Raw genomic sequence first — 22389 nt, 5'->3', positions numbered from 1 at the left:
GGCCGCGCGGCGCTACGCGCAGCAGTCGGGGTCGAGGCCGTGCGGCAGGCGGGCGCCGCCGAACACCGCGCAGGTGGCCTCGTGGCCGCCGAGCGCGGCCACGGCGAGCAGCAGGGAGCCCGCCGTCCAGGTGGTGAGTTCGCGGGGCCAGACGGTGTCGTCGTCGAAGACGTAGCCGGTCCAGTACAGGCCGGAGGCCGTGTCGCGCAGGTGCTGGATGGACCGGAGGATCTCCAGGGCGCGGTCGGACTCGCCCATCGCCCACAGGGTCAGCGCGAGTTCGGCGGACTCGCCGCCGGTGACCCAGGGGTTGGGCACCACACAGCGGACACCGAGGCCGGGCACGACGAAACGGTCCCAGCCCTCCGCCATGCGGGACTGGGCCTCCGCCGTCGGCAGCGCGCCGCCGAGGACCGGGTAGTACCAGTCCATCGAGTAGCGGCTCTTGTCGAGGAACCGCTCCGGGTGGCGGCGTATCGCGTGGCGCAGCGCGCCGAGGGCCAACTCCCAGTCGGGTTGGGACTCCTCGCGCTGCTCGGCGATGGCGAGCGCGCAGCGCAGCGCGTGGTGGACGGAGGAACTGCCGGTGAGCAGCGCGTCGGTGGTGGCGGTGCCGTCGTCCGCGCGCCGCCAGCCGATCTGCCCGCCGGGCCGTTGCAGCCGCAGCACCCACTCCACCGCCGCGTACACGGACGGCCACATGCGGTCGAGGAAGGTGTCGTCGCCGGTGGCGAGGTAGTGGTGCCAGACGCCGACGGCTATGTACGCCACGAAGTTGGACTCGCGCCCGCGGTCCGTGACGTCGTCGTGCGCTCCGTCCGCGTAGGCCGCGTACCAGGAGCCGTCGTCGTTCTGGTGGCGTGCCAGCCAGGCGTACGCGCGCTCCGCCGCCGCGTGCTCGCCCGCCGCGTCGAGCGCCATGGCGGTCTCGGTGTGGTCCCACGGGTCGAGGTGGTGGCCGCGGAACCAGGGGATCGCGCCGTCCTCCCGTTGCACGGCGAGCAGCCCGCGCACGGTCGCGGCGGCCTGCTCGGCGGTGAGGACCCCGGGCAGGACGAGGTGTTCTGTCCGGGGCGTGGTCACCGGGTGGCCGCCTCGGTGACCTCGGTGTCCTCGGGCACCCCGGGCACGCCGGGGAGGTGGGGCTTGGTCGCGTAGGCCACGAAGCTCTTGCCGAGCACCGGGTTCAGCGCCCGTTCCGCGACCCGGGTGGCGAGCGGTTTCTTCATGATGTCCCAGACCAGCAGCTTGTGGTACGCCTGCACCGGCAGCGCCTTGTCGTTGTCGACGCCGAAGGCGCACTTCAGCCACCAGTACGGGGAGTGCAGGGCGTGGGCGTGGTGGGTGCCGTACGGGGTGAGGCCCGCGCCGCGGATCTTCGCGAGCAGTTCGTCGGCGCGGTAGATGCGGATGTGGCCGCCCTCGACCTCGTGGTAGGCGTCGGACAGCGCCCAGCAGACCTTCTCGGGCCCGTAGCGCGGCACGGTGACCGCGATGCGGCCGCCGGGCTTGAGCACCCGCGTCATCTCGGCGAGTACGCCCTTGTCGTCAGGGATGTGCTCCATCACCTCGGAGATGATGACGACGTCGAAGGACTCGTCGGGGAAGGGCAGCGCGAGGGCGTCGCCCTCCATCGCCGTGGCGGTGGCGCCCGCGGGCGCCTCGCCCGCCTCCCGCATGGCCGCGAACCACTGGGCGACCTCGCGGATCTCCTCGCCGTTGCGGTCCAGCGCCACGACCCGCGCGCCCCGCCGGTAGCACTCGAAGGCGTGCCGGCCGGCTCCGCAGCCGAGGTCCAGGACGCGGTCGCCCGGGGCGAGCGGGAACCGGGTGAAGTCGACGGTCAGCACGTGGCCCTGCTTTCACGGTTGGGGTCGGCGTCGGTGCCTGCGGTGGTAGCGGATACGACGGCGGCGCCGGACACGACGGCACGGCCGGCCGCCCCCGGCTCGGCCCCGGCCCGACCGGCCGACGGGCCGGCGCCCCCGTCCGTGACACCCGCGGCGGCCCCGTCCGCCGGCTCGGCGCGGGGCGGGGCCTCGGCGGCCGGGTGGGCCGCGGCCACGGCAGCCGGGAGGGATCCGGCCGCGCTCCCGGGTGGGGTCGCGGCGCGGGCGGGCGACGGGTCCGTCCCCCGGCCGGACGACGGGCTCCCGGCGCGCTCGGCGGGCCGGGCCGGGCCGCCGTCGGACGGTGCAAGCTCCGGGCGACCGCGCCGCGAACCCGCCCGGGTGGCCGGTGTGCCGCCGGCGCGGGCGATGGACTCGCGGTAGTGGGCAACCGTTCCTTCAGCGGCCCGGGCCCAGGTGAAGTGGCGCAGGACCCGTTCGCGGCCCGCGCGGCCGAGCCGGGTGCGCAGCTCCGGGTCGCCGAGGAGCCGGTTCAGCCCGGCGGCCAGCGCCCCCGCGTCGCCGGGCGGTACGGCCAGGCAGGTCTCCCCGTCCCGGCCGGCCACCTCGGGGATCGCACCGCCGGTGGTGGCGAGCAGCGGGGTGCCGGTGGCCATGGCCTCGGCGGCGGGCAGCGAGAAGCCCTCGTACAGCGAGGGCACGCAGGCCACCTCGGCGGAGCGGATCAGGTCGACGAGTTCGGCGTCCGTGACACCCTTCACGAACTCGACGGCGCCCTCAAGGCCGTACCGCTCGACGGCCTGGGCGACCGGTCCGGCCTCGGCCCGTCTGCCGACGACGACGAGGTGCACGCCGGGGTGCTCGGTCCGCACCTTCGCCAGCGCCTCGACGAGGAAGACGAGGCCCTTGAGCGGCACGTCGGCGCTGGACGTGGTCACGATCCGGCCCGGTACCACGGGCACGGCCGGATCCGGCGCGAACAGGTCGGTGTCGGCGCCGATGTGGACGACGTGGATGCGGTCGTCGCGCACCCCGAGGTGGTCGACGATCTCCTGACGGGAGGTGCCGGAGACGGTGAGGATCGACGGCAGGCGGCGGGCGACCCGCTTCTGCATGCGGGTGAAGCCGTACCAGCGGCGCACCGAGGCGCGGCGGCGCCATCCGTCGGCGGCGTCCAGCTCCACCTGCCGGTCCACGGTGATGGGGTGGTGGACGGTGGTGACCAGGGGGGCGCCGAGGTCGCCCAGCAGCCCGTAGCCGAGCGTCTGGTTGTCGTGCACGACGTCGAACTCGCCCCGGCGGGCGCGCAGTCGGCGGCGGGCGCGGAGCGAGAAGGTGAGCGGTTCGGGGAAGCCGCCGGTCCACATCGTGCCGACTTCGAGGGCGTCGATCCAGTCCCGGTACTCGTCCCGCCGGGGGGTGCGGAAGGGGTCCGGCTGGCGGTAGAGGTCGAGGCTGGGCAGCTCGGTCAGGGTGAGTCCGGGGTGGCCCTCGTCGAGGACGGGGTAGGGCTGGGAGCCGATGACCTCGACCCGGTGGCCGAGGCGGGCCAGTTCGCGGGAGAGGTGGCGGACGTAGACGCCCTGTCCGCCGCAGAACGGGTTCCCTTTGTAGGTGAGCAGCGCGATGCGCAACGGCCCCTCCGCCCCGCCCCCGGCTCCTCGGCCCCGCTCGGTCGGGGCGGGCTCCGCACCGGCTGCGGGACCGTCTTCCGCCCCCGCGCCCCTGGCCTCAGCGGTCACTCCCGGCCCCCCTCTCCCTGCGCTGTCCCGCGAGATTACGCCGGGACGCTAATCTAGAACAAGTTCCAGACTTGATCGTTCAAGAGGCTCTGAATCTACCGGCAAGTAGGGGTGCCGTGAGCACTGGATCGGGTGATTCACGCCACGGCCCGCCCCTACCATGCTGTGCGATCACCAGCCTTCACCGACCGTCACGGAGCGGGACCCATGCCAGCGCAAGCCAAGGCGGCCGCCAGCGCCGCCCCATCGAGGCAGCCGGCCTCGTCGCCCCTCACGGAGCGGCAGGAGGCCCGCCGCCGCCGGATCCTGCACGCGAGCGCGCAGCTGGCCAGCCGGGGCGGCTTCGACGCGGTGCAGATGCGGGAGGTGGCCGAGTCCTCCCAGGTGGCGCTCGGCACGCTGTACCGGTACTTCCCGTCCAAGGTGCATCTGCTGGTCGCCACCATGCAGGACCAGCTGGAGCACCTGCACGGCACGCTGGGCCGCAAGCCCCCGCTGGGCGAGACGGCGGCCGAGCGGGTCGCCGAGACGCTGATGCGGGCCTTCCGCGCCCTCCAGCGCGAGCCGCACCTGGCCGACGCCATGGTGCGCGCCCTGACCTTCGCGGACCGCAGCGTGAGCCCCGAGGTCGACCAGGTGTCCCGGCAGACCACGGCGCTCGTGCTGGACGCGATGGGCCTGGAGAACCCGACCCTGGAGCAGTTGTCCGCGGTCCGCGTCATCGAGCACACCTGGCACTCGGCCCTGATCACCTGGCTGTCGGGCCGCGCCTCCATCGCCCAGGTCAAGATCGACATCGAGACGGTGTGCCGGCTGATCGACCTGACGGCCCCGGAGGCGCAGCAGGCTCCCCAGGGGCGGAAGTGACACCGGGCCGGAGACGGCCGGAGCAGACGGAAACCTACGAGACGGGTTCCCTTCGCCGGTATTGCCCGGATCAGGTATTGGAGGTCGCCTTCCGGCCCAACCACTGCCTTCCGGCCTCTCAGCCCTACCGTCGACGTCGGCCCCGGCGGATGCTTGCGCGTCTCGCCCGAGTCGGCTACTCCGGTCGAACTCCCTCACTCGCCTCGTAGGCCATCACCAGGATAAGACTCCCGAAGCGTGACATAAAACCCCTAAACGGGAGATTTTACTCTTCGGGTGGGAATACCGGCTCCCCGCCCGCCGCCAGCGTGATCACGATGGCCTCCACGGGGCAGCTCTCCGCCGCCGCCAGCACCTGCTCATTCGCGTCGGTGTCCGCCTCGACGGGCCGGGACTGGCGCCCTGGGTCGAGGCGGAAGCCGTCGGGGGCGTGGTGGACGCACTGGGCCGAGCCGATGCAGACGGAGCGGTCGACCTCGATGTGCCAGCGGTCGCCCATCGCCTACGCCTCCCAGCTCGCCGGCAGGTGGATCATCTTGTGCTCCAGGTACGCGTCGTACCCCTCGGGCCCGAACTCCCGGCCCAGACCGGAGTTCTTGTAGCCGCCGAACGGGCCGAGCATGTCCAGGCTGAAGGTGTTCACCGAATAGGTGCCGGTGCGTACCTGCCGGGCGATCTCGACCCCGTGCCCGGCGTCGGCCGTCCACACGCTGCCGGACAGCCCGTAGTCGGAGTCGTTGGCGATCTTCAGCGCCTCGGACTCGTCGCCGTACGGCAGCAGGCAGATGACCGGTCCGAAGATCTCCTCCCGGGCGATCCGCATCGAGTTGTCGACGTCGCCGAAGAGGGTGGGCTCGACGTACCAACCGCGCTCCAGGCCCGCAGGACGGCCGCCACCGGTGAGGATCTTGGCGCCCTCCTCCTGGCCGATGCGGATGTAGTCGAGGTTGCGCTGCTGCTGGCGCCGGGCGACCAGCGGGCCGACCTGGGTGGCCGCGTCCAGCGGGTCGCCGACCGTGAGCGCGCTCGCGGCCTGCGCGAAGGCGTCCGCGAACTCGTCGTAGCGGGACCGGGGCAGCAGGATGCGGGTCTGGGCCACGCACGCCTGGCCGTTGTTCATCCAGGCCGCCGGGACAATGCCCGCGACCGCGGTCTCGACGTCCGCGTCCGGCAGCACGACCGCCGCCGACTTGCCGCCGAGTTCCAGGGTGACCCGGGTGAGGTGGCGCGCGGCCACCTCCATGACCCGCTTGCCCGCCGCCACCGAGCCGGTGAAGGAGACCTTGTCGACGCCGGGGTGGCCGACCAGGTACTCGCTGACCTCGCGGTCGGCGGGCAGGATCGACAGCACGCCGTCGGGCAGCCCGGCCTCACGGGCGATCTGGCCGAGGAGGTAGGCGTCCAGCGGTGACTCGGGGGACGGCTTGAGGATCACCGTGCAGCCGGCCAGCAGGGCGGGCGCGAGCTTGGCGGCGGCGACGAACTGCGGGACGTTCCAGGGGACCACGGCGGCGACCACCCCGACCGGCTCGCGCCGCACCATGATCTTCCCGAGCGCCCCGTCGCGGGTCTCCTCGTACGTGTGGCCGCGGGCGACGGTGATCGCCGAGTCCCACACCATCATCGCGCCGAGCGCCTGCGCGAGGACGCTCCACGAGTACGGCGACCCGTTCTCGGAGGAGATCACCCGGGCGATCTCCTCGTGCCGGACGGCGATGCCGTCCTTGATACGGGTGACGACCGCGATCCGCTCGTCGAGGCTCATCCGCGGCCAGGGGCCCTGGTCGAACGCGGTCCGGGCGACGGCGACGGCCCGGTCCACATCGGCCGGCGAGGCGTGCGGGACGCGGCCGATGACCTCTTCGGTGTGCGGGGAGATCACCTCGATGACGTCCCCGCCCAGGGGATCGGTCAACTCCCCGCCGATGAACAGCTGTCCGTGTTCCACGAGCTCGGTCATGGCCGACTGCCTCCTGCGGCACGATTTCTGACGCTGTATCAGAAACGGATACCAGGTCTCCTCGAACTAGTCCACGGCAGGACACCACCGGCCCGGCCGGAACCCCGCCCGCACCACCGGCTCGACCGGCCCCCGTCCGCACCGCGCCCGGCGCGCGGCCACCGGCTTCCGGAATCGGCGGGCGCCCGGGGCAACCGATGAAACCGGTTCTAGTTATAGTGGGCCGGGGAGGCCATGATGGTGGAGACGTTCGATCACGGCGGCGGTGTGCGGTCCGTGGCGGTGCCGATACCGGACAACCCGCTCGGCCACACGCTGGTGTACGTCGTGGACACCGACCGGGGCCCGGTACTGGTCGACACCGGCTGGGACGACCCGGCGTCGTGGGACACACTGACGTCCGGCCTGTCGGCCTGCGGCACCTCGGTGGCGGAGCTCCACGGGGTCGTCATCACCCACCACCACCCCGACCACCACGGACTGTCCGGCCAGGTGCGCGAGGCGTCCGGCGCGTGGGTGGCGATGCACGCGGCCGACACCGCGGTGGTACGGCGCAACCGCGAGGCCCGCCCCGAGCGCTGGCTCGACTACATGCGCGCCAAACTCACCGCGACCGGCGCCCCGGAGGAACACCTGGCCGTCCTGCGCACACCGGGCGCCCTGCAACGGCGTCCGCCCGCCCTCCCGGACCGCGAGATCGTCCCCGGCGACCTCCTGGACCTGCCCGGCCGCCGGCTGCGCGCCGTCTGGACGCCGGGGCACACGCCCGGTCACGTCTGTCTGCACCTGGAGGAGGAGCACCCCGCCGGGCTGCCGGGACACGGCCGGCTGTTCTCCGGCGACCACCTGCTCCCGAAGATCACCCCGCACATCGGCCTGTACGAGGACCCCTCCACCCAGGGGAACACCACCGGCCGGAACGGAGCCGAGAACCTGGCGGAGGCCATCGACCCGCTCGGCGACTACCTCGACTCCCTGGAGCGCATCGGCCGCCTGGCCCCCGCCGAGGTGCTGCCGGCCCACCAGTACGCGTTCACCGGCGGATCCGCCCGCGTGGCGGAGTTGCTCGCGCATCACGAGGAGCGGCTGGCCGGCCTGCTGACCCAGCTCGTCGAACCGCTCACGCCCTGGCAGTTGGCCGAGCGGATGGAGTGGAACCGGCCCTGGCCCCAGATCCCGCACCCCTCCCGGAACATCGCCGTCGCGGAGGCCGAGGCGCATCTGCGCCGCCTGGTGAAGCAGGGCCGGGCCGAACCGGTGCCGGGCACCGACCCGCTGAGGTACGTCCGGACGGCGTGACCGGACGGCCTGACCGGGCCATGTGACGGGGGCACTTCCCCGGATCGCGTGCCGGGATCGCTTCCCCGGACCGCGCGACCGGACCGCATTCCGGGACCGCATTCCGGGACCGCATTCCCGGGCCGCTTCCGGACGACGTGACCGGGCCGTTTTCCCGGACCGCATTCCCGCACCCCGTACCCCTCTTCGCCCCACCGCACGGCCCTCTGTCACGGCCACCCCTCGGGGGCCTGGAGGTGGGCCGGTAGAGTGACTGGGTCGTCATCACACCCGTACGGGGGGAAGCCGGTGCAATTCCGGCGCTGACCCGCAACCGTGAACCGGCCGTCGAGGCCCGGTGAGCCGGACTGCCCCGGACGGAACGTGACCGGCTCAGGTGCGTCGGCAGCCGCCCGCGCACGGCACCGTCGAGGTTTACGGGGCCGAGCCGCCCGGGGTGTCCCGTGCTGCCCGGCTTCCTCGCGAACCGACCCGCGAAGAGAGGCACCCGCCGAGCATGAACGTCCGCCGCAGCGCAGCGGTCCTGGCCGCCGTCGGCGTGCTCGCCGCCGCGTCACCCGCCCTGGCCGCGAGCCCTTCGCCGTCCCCGTCGACGGTGCTCCCGTCCGGCCTGTACGGCGACGCTGATCCGAAGTTCGACGGCGTCTGGCGCCAGTCGCTGGCGCTGCTCGCCCAGCGCACCGTGTCCGTGACGCCCGCTGCCAAGGCCGTGGACTGGCTGGCCGGACAGCAGTGCGCGGACGGGGCGTTCGCCGCGTTCCGCGCCGATCCGGGGCGGGCCTGTGACGCCAAGGTGCCGGTCGACACCAACAGCACGGCCGCCGCCGTCCAGGCCCTGACCGCGACCGGCGGCCACGACAGCGCCGTCGGCAAGGCCGTGACCTGGCTGAAGTCGGTGCAGAACAAGGACGGCGGCTGGGGGTACGCGCCGGGCGGCGCGAGCGACGCGAACTCCACGGGCGTCGTCGTCGGCGCGCTCGCGGCGGCCGGTGAACGGCCCGCGGCAGTGGTCAAGGACGGCCGGTCGCCGTACGACGCGCTGCTGGCACTGGCCCTGCCCTGCTCCGGCGACGACGCAGGCGCCTTCGCCTACCAGCCGGACAAGAAGGGCGCGTTGACGGCCAACGCGGACGCCACCGCGGCGGCCGTGCTGGGCGTGCTGGGCGCGGGCCTCGCCGCGAAGGCGGCCGGAGCGGGCGACGCTTCGAGCGGGGCGCCCGGCACGAGCTGCGCCGCCACCGGGAAGCCCACCCCCGAGCAGGCCGCGGCCGATGGCGCCGCCTACCTCACCCGTGCGGTCACCGAGGACGGCCACCTCACCTCCGCCCTCGCGGGCGCCCCCGAACAGCCCGACTACGGCAACACCGCCGACGCGGTGGTCGCGCTCGCCGCGCAGGGCGGGCCGGACCGGGCCGCGAAGCCGCTGGCCTGGCTGGAGAAGAACGCGGCGGCCTGGGCGAAGCAGAGCGGACCGGCCGCGTACGCGCAGTTGATCTTCGCGGCGCACGCGACCGGCACGGACCCGCGCGACTTCGGCGGTACGGACCTGGTGCGGGCGCTGGGCGCGACCGGCCCGGCACCGCAGGCGGCCGGGCAGGCGACATCGGGCGACGGCTCGGACCCGTCGGACCGGAAGGACGACGGCGGCTCGGGCACCAGCGTCTGGTGGATCATCGGCACCGGTCTGGTCGCGGGCGTCGGCATCGGCTTCCTGCTCAGCGGCCGCAGGAAGCAGCAGCACCTGTGACCGGGCCGCGCCGCGGTGTGCTCCTGCTGCTGGCCGCGCTCCTGTGCTGGGGCGGCGCGGGCCAGGCGCAGGCCGTCGGCTACCGCTACTGGTCCTTCTGGGACCGCGCGGGCGACCGGTGGACGTACGCCACCGAGGGTCCGTCGCTGGCCCGACCCGCCGACGGCGCCGTCCAGGGCTTCCGGTTCGCGGTGAGCGAGGACTCCGCCGACGCGACGTATCCGCGCGGCACGGCCCGCTTCGCCGAGATCTGCGCGCACACGCCCGCGCGGGCGGGCCACAAGCGGGTGGCACTGGTCATCGACTTCGGTACGGCGGCGGACGCGCCCGGCGCCGAGACACCGCCGAAGGCGCGGACCGCCTGCGCGGTACTGGCACCCGACGCGACGACGGCCGAGGCCCTGGCGGCGGTCGCCGGACCGCTGCGCTACGACTCCAACGCCCTGCTGTGCGCCATCGCCGGCTACCCGGAGAAGGGCTGCGGCGAGCAGGTGGCGGCCACGGACGACAAGCCGACGAGCGCCGCGAAGCGGCCGACGGCGGGCGAGGACGGCGGCAACGGGCCGTCGCTCGGCCTGTGGGCGGGTGGGGCGGCGGTCGTCCTGCTGGGCGCGGCGGCACTCTGGCAGGCCCGACGGCGCCGGGATGCGTAGGCACCGCCATGCGTGAGGGCCACGACCACGAGCCGTCGCCGCCCGCTGCCCACGCCGGTCCGGACGGGACGAACGAGACGAACGAGACGAACGAGACGAACACCGACGACGGGACGGGCTCCGGGAACGGGACGGACGGCACCGGCAGCACGGCCGCGCCCGACGGCACCGGTCACGGGCCCGCACCCCGCGCGGGCGGCGTCAGCGGCGCCGGCCACGCTCACGGCACAGGCACCCCGCACGGCGGCGGCAACGGGCGCGCCACAGCCGCCAAGGGGCCGGCCCGCGCGGGCGGCACGGTGCGGCGGCCCCGGACGGTCGTGCACCCCGGGGCCTGGTGGGGCTGGGCGATCGGGCTCGGGGTCGCAGCCAGCCGGACCAGCAATCCACTGCTGCTCGGGCTGCTCGTCGCGGCGGCGGGCTATGTGGTGGCCACCCATCGCAGCACCGCCCCCTGGGCCCGCTCCTACACGGCGTTCGCCAAGCTCGCGCTCGCCGTGCTGGTCGTCCGCCTGGTCTTCGCGGTGGTCCTCGGCTCCCCCATCCCCGGCACGCACGTCCTCCTCACCCTCCCCGAAGTCCCGCTCCCGCACTGGGCGCAGGGCATCCGGCTGGGCGGCCGGGTCACCGCCGAGTCGCTGGTCTACGCGTTCTACGACGGCCTGAAACTGGCCACGCTGCTGATCTGCGTGGGCGCGGCCAACGCCCTCGCCAACCCGGCCCGGCTGCTCAAGTCCCTGCCGGGCGCCCTGTACGAGATCGGCGTGGCCGTGGTCGTCGCGCTGACCTTCGCGCCGAACCTGATCAGCGACGTACAGCGGCTGCGGGCCGCCCGCCGGCTGCGGGGCCGCCCGGACCGCGGTGTGCGGGGGCTGCTCCAGGTGGGCCTGCCGGTCCTGGAGGGCGCCCTGGAACATTCCGTCGCGCTCGCCGCCTCGATGGACGCGCGCGGTTACGGCCGTACCGCCGACGTGCCCGTCGCCGTCCGCCGTACCACCGCCGGGCTGACCCTGGGCGGTCTGCTCGGCGTCTGCGCGGGAACGTACGGGCTGCTCACCGCCGCGGGCGGCGGCTACGGGCTGCCGGTGCTGCTCGCCGGGGCCGTCGCCGCCCTCGCGGGGCTGCGGCTGGGCGGCCGGCGCTCGCCGCGCACCCGGTACCGCCCCGACCCGTGGAACGCCCGCGCCTGGCTGGTCGCCGGGTCCGGTGCCGCCGTCGCCGCGCTGCTCGCCCTCGCCGCGGCCCGCGACCCGGCCGCCCTCGATCCGGGGGTCGTCCCGCTCACCGCGCCCGCGCTGCCCCTGTGGCCGGCGGCGGCCGTACTCCTCGCGCTGCTGCCCGCCCTGGTGGTCCCCAAGGAGCCGTCGTGATCCCCGCAGGAGCCGTCGTGATCCCCGAGGAGCCCTCGTGATCCGCTTCGAGGACGTCAGCGTGACGTACGCCGGTGCCGTCGAACCGGCCGTCCGAGGCGTGGACTTCGAGGTGCCGGAGGGTGAGCTGGTGCTGCTCGTCGGCCGGTCCGGCGTCGGCAAGTCGACGGTGCTGGGCGCGGTGGGCGGCCTCGTCCCGCACTTCACCGGCGGCACCCTGCGCGGCCGGGTCACGGTCGCGGGCCGGGACACCCGTACCCACAAGCCGCGCGAACTCGCCGACGTCGTCGGCACGGTGGGCCAGGACCCGCTCGCGCACTTCGTGACGGACACGGTGGAGGACGAACTCGCCTACGGGATGGAGTCGTTGGGGCTCGCCCCGGCCGTGATGCGACGGCGGGTGGAGGAGACCCTGGACCTGCTCGGGCTGGCCGATCTGCGGGAGAGGCCCATCGCCACCCTCTCCGGCGGCCAGCAGCAGCGGGTCGCGATCGGCTCGGTGCTCACCCCGCACCCCCGGGTGCTGGTCCTCGACGAGCCGACGTCGGCGCTGGACCCGGCCGCCGCGGAGGAGGTCCTCGCGGTGCTCCAGCGGCTGGTCCACGATCTGGGCACGACGGTCCTGCTGGCCGAGCACCGGCTGGAGCGGGTGATCCAGTACGCCGACCAGGTGCTGCTGCTGCCCGCGCCGGGCGCCGCGCCCGTGCTCGGCGCCCCGGCCGAGGTGATGGCCGTCTCGCCGGTGTACCCGCCGGTGGTGGACCTGGGCCGGCTGGCCGACTGGAGCCCGCTCCCCCTGACCGTACGGGACGCCCGCCGCAGGGCGGCCCCCCTGCGCACCCGCCTCGCCGGTCACACCCCTTCCCCTTCCCACCCGTCCCCGGACCCGGGCCCCGGCCCGGACGCGGGCCCGGACTCACCCCCGGGCCCGACACCGACACCGGCCCCTGCCGCCCCCGTCCCTGCCCCTGATGCCGACGACGCCTCGGTGAGCCCGCCCGCTCCCGGGTCCGGCCGGGGTACTGGCGGGCGTACGCGGACGCCGGGTCGGGTGCGGCGCTCGGTCGGCCGGGCCCTGATGCGCCGTCGCCCGGCCGCGGCGCCGTCGTGGCCGGCCGGACGGTCCCCCGCACCCCTTCGGGACGCCGACGGCACCGGTCCGGTACGCGTCGCCGAGGTACCCGTCGCCGAGGTACGGGCGCTGGCGGTGCGGCGCGGGCGGATCGACGCCTTGCGGCAGGTCGACCTCGACGTCCGGCCCGGGGAGATCGTCGCCCTGATGGGCCGCAACGGCGCCGGGAAGTCCACGCTGCTCGGCTCCCTGGTCGGGCTGGTCGCGCCGACCGCGGGCAGCGTCCGGGCCGGCGGTGCCGTCCCGCACCGCACCCCGCCCCGTGAACTGGTCCGCCGGGTCGGCCTGGTCCCGCAGGAGCCGCGCGACCTGCTGTACGCGGACACGGTCGGCGCCGAGTGCGCCGCCGCCGACCAGGACGCGGGCGCCGCACCGGGAACCTGCCGTGCGCTGGTGTCCGCACTGCTGCCGGGCATCACCGACGACACCCATCCACGCGACCTCTCCGAGGGACAGCGGCTGGCGCTCGCGCTGGCCGTGGTCCTGGCCGCCCGCCCGCCGCTGCTCCTGCTGGACGAGCCGACCCGCGGCCTCGACTACGCGGCCAAGGCCCGCCTGGTCGCGCTGGTGCGCGGACTCGCCGAAGAGGGGCACGCCGTCGTCCTGGCCACACACGACGTGGAGCTGGCCGCCGAGCTGGCGCACCGGGTGGTACTGCTCGCCGACGGGGAGGTGATCGCCGACGGCCCGACCGCCGGCATCGTGGTCTCCTCACCGTCCTTCGCCCCGCAGGTCACCAAGATCCTCGCCCCGCAGGAATGGCTCACGGTCGCCCAGATACGGGAGGCCCTGACATGACCGACCACCCCACGGACCGGCCACCACGGCCGAACGCCGCCACGCCCCGGTCGCCGTCACCGTCGCCATCACCATCGCCGTCGGCTCCGGCGACCCCCCAGGCCCGTGCCGTCCGGCTCGGACCCCGGTCCGCCGCCGCGCTCGTCCTGGTCGGCGCGGTCGGCGTGGTCGCCTTCGGCTGGCCCTTCCTCGCACCGCCCGCCTCCCGGATCAGCGCCCACGCACAGGACGCGCCATGGCTGTTCGCGGGGCTGCTGGTGCTGCTGCTCGCGGTGGTCGCCGCGGCGATCTCCGAGTCGGGTCTCGGGCCGAAGGCGGTGGCCATGCTGGGCGTGCTGGCCGCGACCGGGGCGGCGCTGCGGCCGATCGGCGCGGGCACGGCCGGGATCGAGCCCATGTTCTTCCTGATGGTGCTCAGCGGGCGCGTCCTCGGTCCCGGCTTCGGCTTCGTGCTGGGCTCGCTCACGATGTTCGCGTCCGCGCTGCTCACCGGCGGGGTGGGGCCGTGGATGCCGTTCCAGATGCTGGCGATGGGCTGGTTCGCCATGGGCGCGGGCCTGCTGCCGGGCCCGGACCGGCTGCGCGGGCGCGGTGAACTCGTCCTGCTCGCCGGTTACGGCTTCCTCGCCGCGTTCGCCTACGGAACGGTCATGAACCTCGCGGGCTGGCCCTTCATGGGCGCCCTGGCCTCGAACATCGCCTTCGACCCGCGGGCCGCGGTCCCCGCCAACCTGGCCCGGTTCGTCGCCTACTGCCTGGCGACCTCGCTGGGCTGGGACCTGGGCCGGGCCGTCTGCACGGTGGTACTGACCCTCGCCCTCGGCCCGGCGCTGCTGCGCGCGCTGCGCCGGGCCACCCGGCGGGCCGCCTTCGAGACCCCGGTCACCTTCGACGCCCCGGATCGATGACCTCCGGGTGACCGCCCGTACGCGGTCCGTACACGACGGGTGCGCTCCGCACGGGCGGCGCGTGAGGCACCCCACATGACGTGGATCACTTACGAAGCCGGATAGTAGCCTCATCCGTCCGATTTGTTCACCAACGCACCCCCACTGACCTGCACGGTGCGAGCCGGATCACACATCCCGCCATTCCCGCTAATTCGGCCACAACTAGTAAAAGAGGTCATTGCCTACCCAATCCGGGCCTGCTTCTCTGGGTCCGTCGCCAGGCGCCGACGCACCTTCCCGGGTCACGGCACCGACGTACGCCCCACCGCCGGAAACGGCCGGGCCCGCGCCGTACGGAGCGACCCCTGTCCCCGACGCAAGAGGTTCTACGTGTCCGTCTCCCTCATCCGCCGCATCGCCACCCCCAAGAAGGCCATCGTGGTCGCCGCCGTGGCCGCCGCCACCACCAGCATGGCGCTGGCCTCGACGCCCGCACAGGCCGCCACCACGTCGGGCCTTCCCGCTCAGGCGATCGCGAAGAAGATGATCCCGGACTCCGCGCAGTGGGACGCGTTCAACAAGATCGTCTCGCGTGAGAGCGGCTGGAACATCTCCGCCACCAACCGGTCCTCCGGCGCCTACGGCCTGGTCCAGGCGCTGCCGGGCTCCAAGATGTCGTCCGCGGGCTCCGACTGGAAGACCAACCCGGCCACCCAGATCAAGTGGGGCCTGAACTACATGAACTCCCGCTACGGCAGCCCGGTCGGGGCCTGGAAGTTCTGGCAGTCCCACGGCTGGTACTGAGCAGCACCGCCCCCTCCGCGACCGCACCCCCGCCCACCCCGGGCGGGGGTGCCGTGCTGCCCGCCCACCCACACAACCGCACCCGTCCCGGCCGAGGACGGGCGGCCACCCGCACAACCACACCCACCCCGGCCGAGAACCGCCGAGGACGGGCGGCCACCGCACGACCACACCCCCGCCCGTTCCGGCCGCGAACGGGCGGCCACCCACCGGCGTGACCACAACCCGTCACACCACCCACGCAACCGACACCCCTTCACACCACCGGCGCGGGACCCCACTTGGCGACCCTCCCACCACCCCACCACCGGCGGCCCCGACTTCCCCGACTCTTGACACCGCCCGCATACAGGGGGAGCATCCTCGCGTTCCTTGACAACGTTGTCTGTAGCAGAACCGAGAACTGACAACGATGTCAGCACACTTCCGCGTGGGAGAACGAGCACGCCCGTCATCGGCGTGCCCTGAGCTTCCCTCAGACACGAAGGGCAGGAGCGGTGTCAGGCTCACTGGTGCGTCAGACTCAAGTGGAGGGCCGGGCTCGTCCCAGACGGCGAGCCCTCGCCTCCGTCGCTGCGGCCGCCGTCGCGGCCCTGGCGATGGCCGCGACCGCCACACCCGCCTCGGCCGCGGCGGGCCGGGACGCGGTCGAGGATCCGGTCTCCTACGTCAACCCGTTGATCGGCTCGGCCAACGCGGGCAACACCTACCCCGGCGCCGTCCAGCCGTTCGGCATGCTGGCCTGGAGCCCGCAGAACTCCCGCGGCAACCAGGTCTCGACGCCTGCTCCGGGCGGTTACCAGTACAACGCGACGAAGATCCGCGGCTTCAGCCTGACGCACCTCAACGGCGTCGGCTGCTCCGGGGCCAACGGCGACATCCCGATCATGCCGTACGTGGGCGACGTCGACTCCTCCCCCACGGCCGACACCACCGACGCCAAGTACGCCGGCACCTTCTCGCACGCGAACGAGACGGCGTCGGCGGGCTCCTACAAGGTGCGGCTGGACAGCGGCGCCTCCGCCGACCTGACGGCCACCCCGCGTACCGGCACGGGTCAGTTCGGCTTCCCCGCGGACAAGCCCGCCAGCATGCTGTTCCGCACGTCCAACTCGGAGAGCGGCAGCACCGCGGCCGACGTCCAGGTGAACGCCGCCGAGCGGACCGTGACCGGTTCGGTCAGCGCGGGCAACTTCTGCGGTCCGCAGAGCGCGAACAACCGCAAGGACCTCTACACGCTGTACTTCACGGCGCACTTCGACAAGCCGTTCGCCAAGGTGGGCACCTGGACGGACGGGACCCTCCAGCCGGACTCCACCTCCGCGAAGGGCGGTACGGGCTTCAGCTCGTCCGGCAACCCGGTGGCCGGCAAGGGCTCGGGCGCGTACGTCACCTTCCCGGCGGGCACCACCGGCGTGCAGGCGAAGGTGGCCATCTCCTACGTCAGCGCGCAGAACGCGGAGGCCAACCTCCGCGCGGAGAACCCGCCGGCCAAGTCCTTCGACTCCGTCAAGTCCCAGGCGGCGGCGGCCTGGCAGCGGGAGCTGGGCAAGATCGAGGTGAGCGGCGGCAGCGACGACCAGCGCTCCACCTTCTACACCGCGCTCTACCACTCGATGCTGGAGCCGACCCTCACCAGCGACGTCGACGGCCGCTACCTGGGCGCCGACCGCAAGCCGCACAAGCTGGCCAAGGGGCAGCAGGCGCAGTACGGCACCTTCTCCGGCTGGGACCAGTACCGCGCCCAGGTGCAGTTGATGACGCTGCTGAACCCGAGGGCGGGCAGCGACTACGCGCAGTCCCTGTTCAACTACGCGAACCAGCGGGACGGCGAGTGGGACCGCTGGCTGCTGGAGAACGGCAAGACGAGCGTGATGTCCGGCGACCCGTCGGCCCCGGCGGTCGCCTCCGTCTATGCCTTCGGCGGCCATGACTTCGACGTCAAGGGCGCCCTGAAGTCGCTGGTCACCGCGGCGACCGTGCCGACGGCGAACGACTCCGACAGCGCGGGCTGCAACGTCGAGTGCGTGGGCCAGCGCCCGGCCCTGGACAAGTACCTGAAGCTCGGCTACGTACCGGCCGACGGCTGCCACTGCTGGGGCGGTGCCGCCGAGACGCTGGAGGACGCGGCGGCCGACTACGCACTGTCCGCGCTCTCCGGCCAGGTCGGCGACCGCGCGAACGAGAAGACGTTCCTCGACCGGTCCGGCAACTGGACCAACGTCTTCGACCCCAATGCCACCCCGCAGGGCGGCTACATCCGCGACCGGAAGTCCGACGGCACCTGGGCGGGTACGTTCACGCCGGGCACCGGCGCCGGGTTCGTCGAGGGCACCAGCGCCCGCTACACCTGGATGGTCTACTCCGACGTGGCGGGCCTCGCGAGCGCGATGGGCGGCAACGACGCGGCCGTGTCCCGGCTCGACTCGTTCTTCCGCACCCCGGACGGCGCCTTCGACTTCTCGGCCAAGGACGACACGCGCTACGACCCGACCAACGAGCCCGACATCAACGCGCCGTACCTGTACAACTACCTGGGCACGCCGTACAAGACCCAGGAGACGGTCCGCGCGGAGATGGACCAGCTGTGGACCAACACCCCGGGCGGTATCCCCGGCAACGACGACGCCGGGACCATGTCGTCCTGGTACGTCTTCTCGGCGCTCGGCATGTACCCGCAGGTTCCGGGCCGCGCCGACATGGTGCTCTCGGCGCCGCTGTTCCCGCACGCCGTGATCCACACCGGGAACCACAAGACGATCACGGTCAACGCCCCCGCGGCGTCTGCGGACAACATCTACGTCCAGGGTCTGAGGACCGACGGAAAGAAGTCCGACAAGCCGTGGGTCCCCGCCTCGTTCGTCACCCGTGGCGGCACCCTGGACTACACCCTCGGCGCCAAGCCCGACACCTCGTGGGGCAGCGCCAAGGCCGACGCCCCGCCGTCGTTCCCGGGCGGCGGAGTGAAGTTCTTCACCGGGGTGACCCCGGCGCAGCTCAAGGCGGAGCCCGGTGGTGACGCCGTCGGCACCAGTGTCAAGGTGCAGACGCTCCAGGACCAGGACACCAAGGTCCACTGGACGGCGAACCCGCCGGCCGGTCTCACGGTGACGCCGTCCGAGGGTGACTTCACGGTGCCCGCGGGTGGTTCGGTCAGCGCGAAGGTTTCCGTCTCGGCGTCCGCCGGGACCAAGGAGGGCTTCTACACCATCCCGGTGACGCTCGCGTCGTCGTCCGGTGCGGTGCTGCCGAAGACGTCCGCGTCGGTGACCGTCGCCGCGAAGAACAGCATGCTGTGGAACGTCAACAGCAACGGCATCTCCGAGGACGACACCAACCCGCAGGCCAACTTCGACGGTGAGGGCTGGAGCTACTCGGCCGCCGCGCTCGCCGCGGCCGGTGCGACCCCCGGCGGCACCGTCTCCTCCGGCGGGTTCGACTTCACCTGGCCGGGCGCCGCCGCCGGTGACCCCGACAACATCGAGGTCGTCGGGGGTGACCAGGTGCTCGCGGTGCCGTCGGCCGCCGGTGCCACGAAGCTGAGCTTCCTGGGCAGCGCGGCGGAGGGCGCGGCGAGCGGCACGGTGACGCTCACGTACACCGACGGCACGACGCAGCAGGCCCAACTCGGCTTCAGTGACTGGACGCTCGGCGGCGGTTCGCAGTCGCCGTCGTACGGCAACACGATCGCGGTGCACACCGCTTACCGTGATGTGCAGGGCGGCGGCAAGGACCCGGTGGGTACGGAGGTCTTCGCCACCGCGCCGATCGCGCTCCAGGCGGGCAAGACGCTCGCGAGCGTGACCCTGCCGGCCACGACGAACGGCGGCATCCTGCACGTGTTCGCGGTGGCCACCGCCTGACGGACCGGCGCGACCGGTCAACGCCCGTCCCGGTCACGCCGAGGCCCGCTCAGCCCCGTACGGGGTTGGGCGGGCCTTCGTCGTAGGGGCCCGAAGCCGACGTTCGAGCCGTCCCCCGGCGAGGCATCCTTCAAGTAGAACCGGAAGTTCGCTCGGCAGGGCATCCGTCCCCGGTCTTCACCGCACTGGTCAAGCGGCTCGTCGCCGTATGCGGCCCCCGGTCCCACCACCCAGGGCAAAGCTCCCGGCCCCCGCGCACACACCTGCCTCCCCGGAGGAAAACCATGAAGCTCCTCACGGATCTCGCCGAACGCACCATCGCCACCTACCTGGAGGCGTTCCTCGGTCTGCTCCTGGCGTCCGGCGTCATCGATCTGTCCGCCGCCAAGGCCGCCGCGGTCGCCGCGATCCCGGCCGGCCTCGCCGTCGTGAAGGGCGCCCTGTCCTCGCGCATCGGATCGTCGTCCAGCGCCGCGGCGCTGCCGAAGGGCGGCGCGTGACCGTGACCGGCGTCTGCGGCGGTCGGGCCAAAGCGAGCCACCCGACCGCGCGTTCGAGCAAGCACCATCGCTCAAGACCGAACAGACAGCGGCTTCTTACCGTCCCTGGCTGCGCCCTGGGGGGTCGCCGACACCCGTCGGGCCACCGGCTCGTCGTTCCCTTGTGTCCCAGCGCTCCAGTCGGCGGGCGGCGCAGACCGCAGGTGCTCCGTGGCCTGCGGAACCAACGTGTGGCCCGCGGCGGTGTTCCCCTCCAGGTACGCCGCACTCCGGTCGGCGCCCTCGCCGTAGGCGTCGCCCCAGGGCGAGTACGCCACCTCGTATAGCTGAGCAGACACTGGAGCCGCGATCGTCATCTCCTGCATCCCCCGCGACAGTCCCTCCACCCCGGAAGGCTGGGCCAGCCACGACCCCCCGGCATGCGCGTACCGGCCGTACCCGCCGTTCCCACCAACATTGTGCGCGAACGCATTCACCGCAGGGCGCGGTGCATGGCGGAATGGCCGAGGTCGGGCTGCGTCCACAGTCGTGGACGTTCACCGGCATGGGATCAGGCGCAGGCCGCCATTGGCAACCGTTGTTCTTGAAGTCGCCAACGAGCCCATCTTCTTGGCGTCGACGCTGATCACCGGCTGGCCGGCGTCCCGGTGATCGCCGGCCTGTTCGTCGAGGTAGCGGAAAAGCTGGGCATCCCGGTCCGGATGTTGGCTTCCCTCGGTGGTCTTGGCGTTGGCCTGCAGACTGAAGCCTTCCCCCCCGTTACCTTTCTCGTGGCCCCGCAATGGGGCGCCTGGCCTCCGGGCCCGGTATGGCTGTCTGCCCCCTGTCGAAGGGATGACCTGGGGGGTGTTGCCGCCGGGTCTCGGGGCACCGCTTGACCGCTGATGAGGGGCCTGACGACCGCCCGGTCCGGCGCAACGCCGGACCTCTTCAGGGACGGAATGTCTGCGTAACGTGGTTGCCGGCGTGTGGTGCCGCAGGGACGGCCAGGATCGGGCACGAGTGCACGTCGAAGGGGCACGCGAGCATGGTCGACACCGTCGACATAGATCTGTTCCTCGGCCTTGACCTGGGCAAGGAGTTTCACCACGCTCACGGTCTGACCGGGCAGGGCAAGACCGTCCACGACAGGCGGCTGCCCAACACCGAGCCGAAGCTGCGGGAGCTGTTCGAGAAGCTGGCCGCGAAATTCGGCACAGTACTGGTCGTCGTCGACCAGGTCGCCAACATCGGCGCCCTGCCGATCGCCGCCGCCCTGGCATCCGGCTGCCGGATCGCCTACCTGCCCGGACTGTCGATGCGCCGCGCCGCCGACCTCTACCCCGGCGAGGCCAAGACCGACGCCCGCGACGCGTTCGTGATCGCCGACACCGCCCGCACCGTGCCGCACACCCTGCGCGCGATCGACCGCGACGACGAGGCTCTCGCCGAGCTGACCATGCTCACCGGCTACGACAACGACCTGGCCGGCGAGATCAACCGCACCACCAACCGGCTGCGCGGCCTCCTCTCCCAGATCCACCCCTCCCTCGAACGCGTCCTCGGCCCGCGGCTGGCCTACCCCTACATCCAGGCCCTCCTCCAGCGCCACGGTTCCCCGGCCAGGCTGAAGAAACTCGGCCGTGCCCGCTGCGAGGCCCTGCTCAGGGCCCACGGCTCGCGCAAGGCCCACCACCTCACCGCCGAGATCTTCGACGCCCTCGCCGAACAGACTCTTGTGGTTCCAGGCACCGAAGCCAGCGCGCTGATCGTGCCCGGGCTCGCCGCCCAGCTCGCCGCCGCCCACACCCAACGACGCCAGGCCGAGCAGGAGATCGCCGCCCTGCTGGAGGCCCTCCCTCTTTTCCACCTCCTGACGTCCCTGCCCGGCCTGGGTGTCAGGACCACAGCAGCCGTGATCGTCGCGATCGGCGACGGCACCACCTTCCCCACCGCCGGACACCTCGCCTCCTACGCCGGACTCGCCCCGGCTACAAAGTCCTCGGGAACCTCCATCCGAGGCGAGCACGCACCCCACCGCGGCAACCGGCTCCTCAAACGCGCCCTGTTCCAGGCCGCATTCGCCGCGATCGGCTGCAAGTCCGACCCCTCCTCCCGGACCTACTACGACCGTCAGCGCGCACGTGGCAAGACCCACACCCAGGCCATCCTCCGCCTGGCCCGCCAGCGTGTGAACGTCATCCACGCGATGATCCGCACCGGAGCCCTCTACGAACCACGCACCCCCGACGACGTCGACCTCGCCGCCTGACGACTGCTCCACCGCTCCTACCCCCCAGGCCCCATCACGCCCGCACACCGGCACGGCCAGACAGCCCCGCCGGCCACCGGCATGCCCATCAGGCACCCGATCCACCGGGAACAACCCGCTTCGCGGGACGCTCCCGAAAAACATGACCAACCCCCATGAACCAACCCTGCCGGGATTGACGAAACAGATAGGGGCACCCCCCCCAGCAGGCCGGCCCGGCCGGCGACGGTGTCCGCACCGACTTTGTGACCGGTCCGGACAAGCTCCCGCGCCGGCGCGCGGGGCGACTTCACGGTCCACCGCAGCGGCGACATCGGATCACCGCGCTCGTCCGGCTCGACCAGCGCCGCAGCAGTGCCGGCCACAGCCCCGGATCGAGATCTGCGACCCTCCTGCGTCCCCCGCCCGGCCGCCGCACCCGCCCCAGAGGTTCCTCACCGGCCTCCAACTCGACACGCCCTTGCGGACCGTGGTCTCACTCGTCGAGGCTGCCCACGCCACGGCCCGAACACCACCGTGTCCCAGGACACGGGCCTCTGCGGCCTTTAGCAGCCGTCACGGCAGCTCATGACAGAGCTTGCCCAGAGTCTTGGTGTCCGGGGCGCGCTTGCGGGAGATCACCGGCAGGATGCCGGTGCCGGCGCAGCGGGGGTCGGGGTTGGG

The 22389-nt window shown here is 73.1% G+C and carries 16 protein-coding genes, 2 pseudogenes and 2 riboswitches; of the genes and pseudogenes, 11 read left to right on the top strand and 7 right to left on the bottom strand.

Translation table 11 applies throughout. The features are described 5' to 3' along the window. Positions 1 to 12 precede the first annotated feature (12 nt). From ACFY2B_RS38865 to ACFY2B_RS38855, 3 genes are read right to left on the bottom strand one after another with little or no spacing between them, the layout of a single operon-like run. Positions 13 to 1083 (bottom strand): prenyltransferase, encoded by a 1071-nt coding sequence (locus ACFY2B_RS38865; RefSeq protein WP_390767767.1) that lies wholly within the window; start codon positions 1081 to 1083, stop codon positions 13 to 15. Then, on the bottom strand, positions 1080 to 1850 hold the full coding sequence (locus tag ACFY2B_RS38860) for a class I SAM-dependent methyltransferase (protein ID WP_390767766.1): 771 nt from the start codon (positions 1848 to 1850) through the stop codon (positions 1080 to 1082). Before ACFY2B_RS38860 ends, ACFY2B_RS38865 begins: the two co-directional genes overlap by 4 nt. Further along, positions 1844 to 3592, bottom strand: coding sequence for a glycosyltransferase (locus tag ACFY2B_RS38855; protein WP_390767765.1), 1749 nt, complete (start codon positions 3590 to 3592; stop codon positions 1844 to 1846). Before ACFY2B_RS38855 ends, ACFY2B_RS38860 begins: the two co-directional genes overlap by 7 nt. Positions 3593 to 3799: 207 nt before the next feature. On the opposite strand from ACFY2B_RS38855, the gene ACFY2B_RS38850 reads away from it, so the two are divergent. Beyond that, complete coding sequence (locus tag ACFY2B_RS38850) at positions 3800 to 4459, top strand: TetR family transcriptional regulator (protein WP_390767764.1); 660 nt, start codon at positions 3800 to 3802, stop codon at positions 4457 to 4459. Between the two features lie 30 nt (positions 4460 to 4489). After that, positions 4490 to 4665, bottom strand: a riboswitch (TPP riboswitch). A gap of 59 nt (positions 4666 to 4724) precedes the next feature. On the opposite strand, the gene ACFY2B_RS38845 is transcribed toward ACFY2B_RS38850, so the two are convergent. Continuing rightward, positions 4725 to 4958 carry a ferredoxin gene (locus ACFY2B_RS38845; RefSeq protein WP_390767763.1) on the bottom strand — a complete coding sequence of 78 codons (234 nt, stop codon included), beginning with the start codon at positions 4956 to 4958 and terminating at the stop codon, positions 4725 to 4727. A gap of 3 nt (positions 4959 to 4961) precedes the next feature. Next, the gene (locus ACFY2B_RS38840; protein ID WP_390767762.1) at positions 4962 to 6419 is read right to left on the bottom strand and encodes an aldehyde dehydrogenase; all 1458 of its coding nucleotides are present in this window, start codon (positions 6417 to 6419) and stop codon (positions 4962 to 4964) included. A gap of 237 nt (positions 6420 to 6656) precedes the next feature. Here ACFY2B_RS38840 and ACFY2B_RS38835 point away from each other — a divergent pair, with 237 nt between their 5' ends. The 9 genes from ACFY2B_RS38835 (at position 6657) to ACFY2B_RS38795 (ending at position 19475) form a co-directional block, all read left to right on the top strand. Continuing rightward, positions 6657 to 7718 carry an MBL fold metallo-hydrolase gene (locus ACFY2B_RS38835; RefSeq protein WP_390767806.1) on the top strand — a complete coding sequence of 354 codons (1062 nt, stop codon included), beginning with the start codon at positions 6657 to 6659 and terminating at the stop codon, positions 7716 to 7718. 238 nt (positions 7719 to 7956) lie between these two features. Then, positions 7957 to 8088, top strand: a riboswitch (cobalamin riboswitch). 126 nt (positions 8089 to 8214) lie between these two features. Further along, on the top strand, positions 8215 to 9465 hold the full coding sequence (locus ACFY2B_RS38830; protein WP_390767761.1) for a prenyltransferase/squalene oxidase repeat-containing protein: 1251 nt from the start codon (positions 8215 to 8217) through the stop codon (positions 9463 to 9465). Continuing rightward, on the top strand, positions 9462 to 10118 hold the full coding sequence (locus ACFY2B_RS38825; protein ID WP_390767760.1) for an SCO2322 family protein: 657 nt from the start codon (positions 9462 to 9464) through the stop codon (positions 10116 to 10118). Before ACFY2B_RS38830 ends, ACFY2B_RS38825 begins: the two co-directional genes overlap by 4 nt. Before the next feature lie 299 nt (positions 10119 to 10417). Beyond that, a complete protein-coding gene (locus tag ACFY2B_RS38820; protein WP_390767805.1) occupies positions 10418 to 11488 on the top strand; it encodes a CbiQ family ECF transporter T component in 1071 nt (356 codons plus the stop codon). 37 nt (positions 11489 to 11525) lie between these two features. Next, a complete protein-coding gene (locus tag ACFY2B_RS38815) occupies positions 11526 to 13418 on the top strand; it encodes an ABC transporter ATP-binding protein (RefSeq protein ID WP_390767759.1) in 1893 nt (630 codons plus the stop codon). Then, entirely contained in the window at positions 13415 to 14326 is a 912-nt protein-coding gene (locus ACFY2B_RS38810; RefSeq protein WP_390767758.1) for an ECF transporter S component, read from the top strand. Before ACFY2B_RS38815 ends, ACFY2B_RS38810 begins: the two co-directional genes overlap by 4 nt. A gap of 372 nt (positions 14327 to 14698) precedes the next feature. Further along, positions 14699 to 15112 (top strand): transglycosylase SLT domain-containing protein, encoded by a 414-nt coding sequence (locus ACFY2B_RS38805; RefSeq protein ID WP_390767757.1) that lies wholly within the window; start codon positions 14699 to 14701, stop codon positions 15110 to 15112. Positions 15113 to 15624: 512 nt separating this feature from the next. Further along, complete coding sequence (locus ACFY2B_RS38800) at positions 15625 to 18975, top strand: GH92 family glycosyl hydrolase (RefSeq protein WP_390767756.1); 3351 nt, start codon at positions 15625 to 15627, stop codon at positions 18973 to 18975. 284 nt (positions 18976 to 19259) lie between these two features. Beyond that, positions 19260 to 19475: a hypothetical protein gene (locus tag ACFY2B_RS38795; RefSeq protein WP_390767755.1), complete on the top strand. Its 216-nt coding sequence runs from the start codon at positions 19260 to 19262 to the stop codon at positions 19473 to 19475. 525 nt (positions 19476 to 20000) lie between these two features. Here ACFY2B_RS38795 and ACFY2B_RS38790 read toward each other — a convergent pair. After that, positions 20001 to 20227 (bottom strand): annotated as a pseudogene (locus ACFY2B_RS38790) (ISAzo13 family transposase); the annotation flags it as partial. Positions 20228 to 20502: 275 nt separating this feature from the next. Here ACFY2B_RS38790 and ACFY2B_RS38785 point away from each other — a divergent pair. Beyond that, a complete protein-coding gene (locus ACFY2B_RS38785) occupies positions 20503 to 21726 on the top strand; it encodes an IS110 family transposase (protein ID WP_390767754.1) in 1224 nt (407 codons plus the stop codon). Between the two features lie 221 nt (positions 21727 to 21947). Here ACFY2B_RS38785 and ACFY2B_RS38780 read toward each other — a convergent pair. After that, a pseudogene (locus ACFY2B_RS38780) lies at positions 21948 to 22278 on the bottom strand (ISAzo13 family transposase); the annotation flags it as partial. Between the last annotated feature and the right edge of the window lie 111 nt (positions 22279 to 22389).

The sequence above is a fragment of the Streptomyces sp. NPDC001270 genome (assembly GCF_042896695.1).
GTDB lineage: Bacteria > Actinomycetota > Actinomycetes > Streptomycetales > Streptomycetaceae > Streptomyces.
This window is presented reverse-complemented; position numbering and strand designations above follow the sequence as displayed.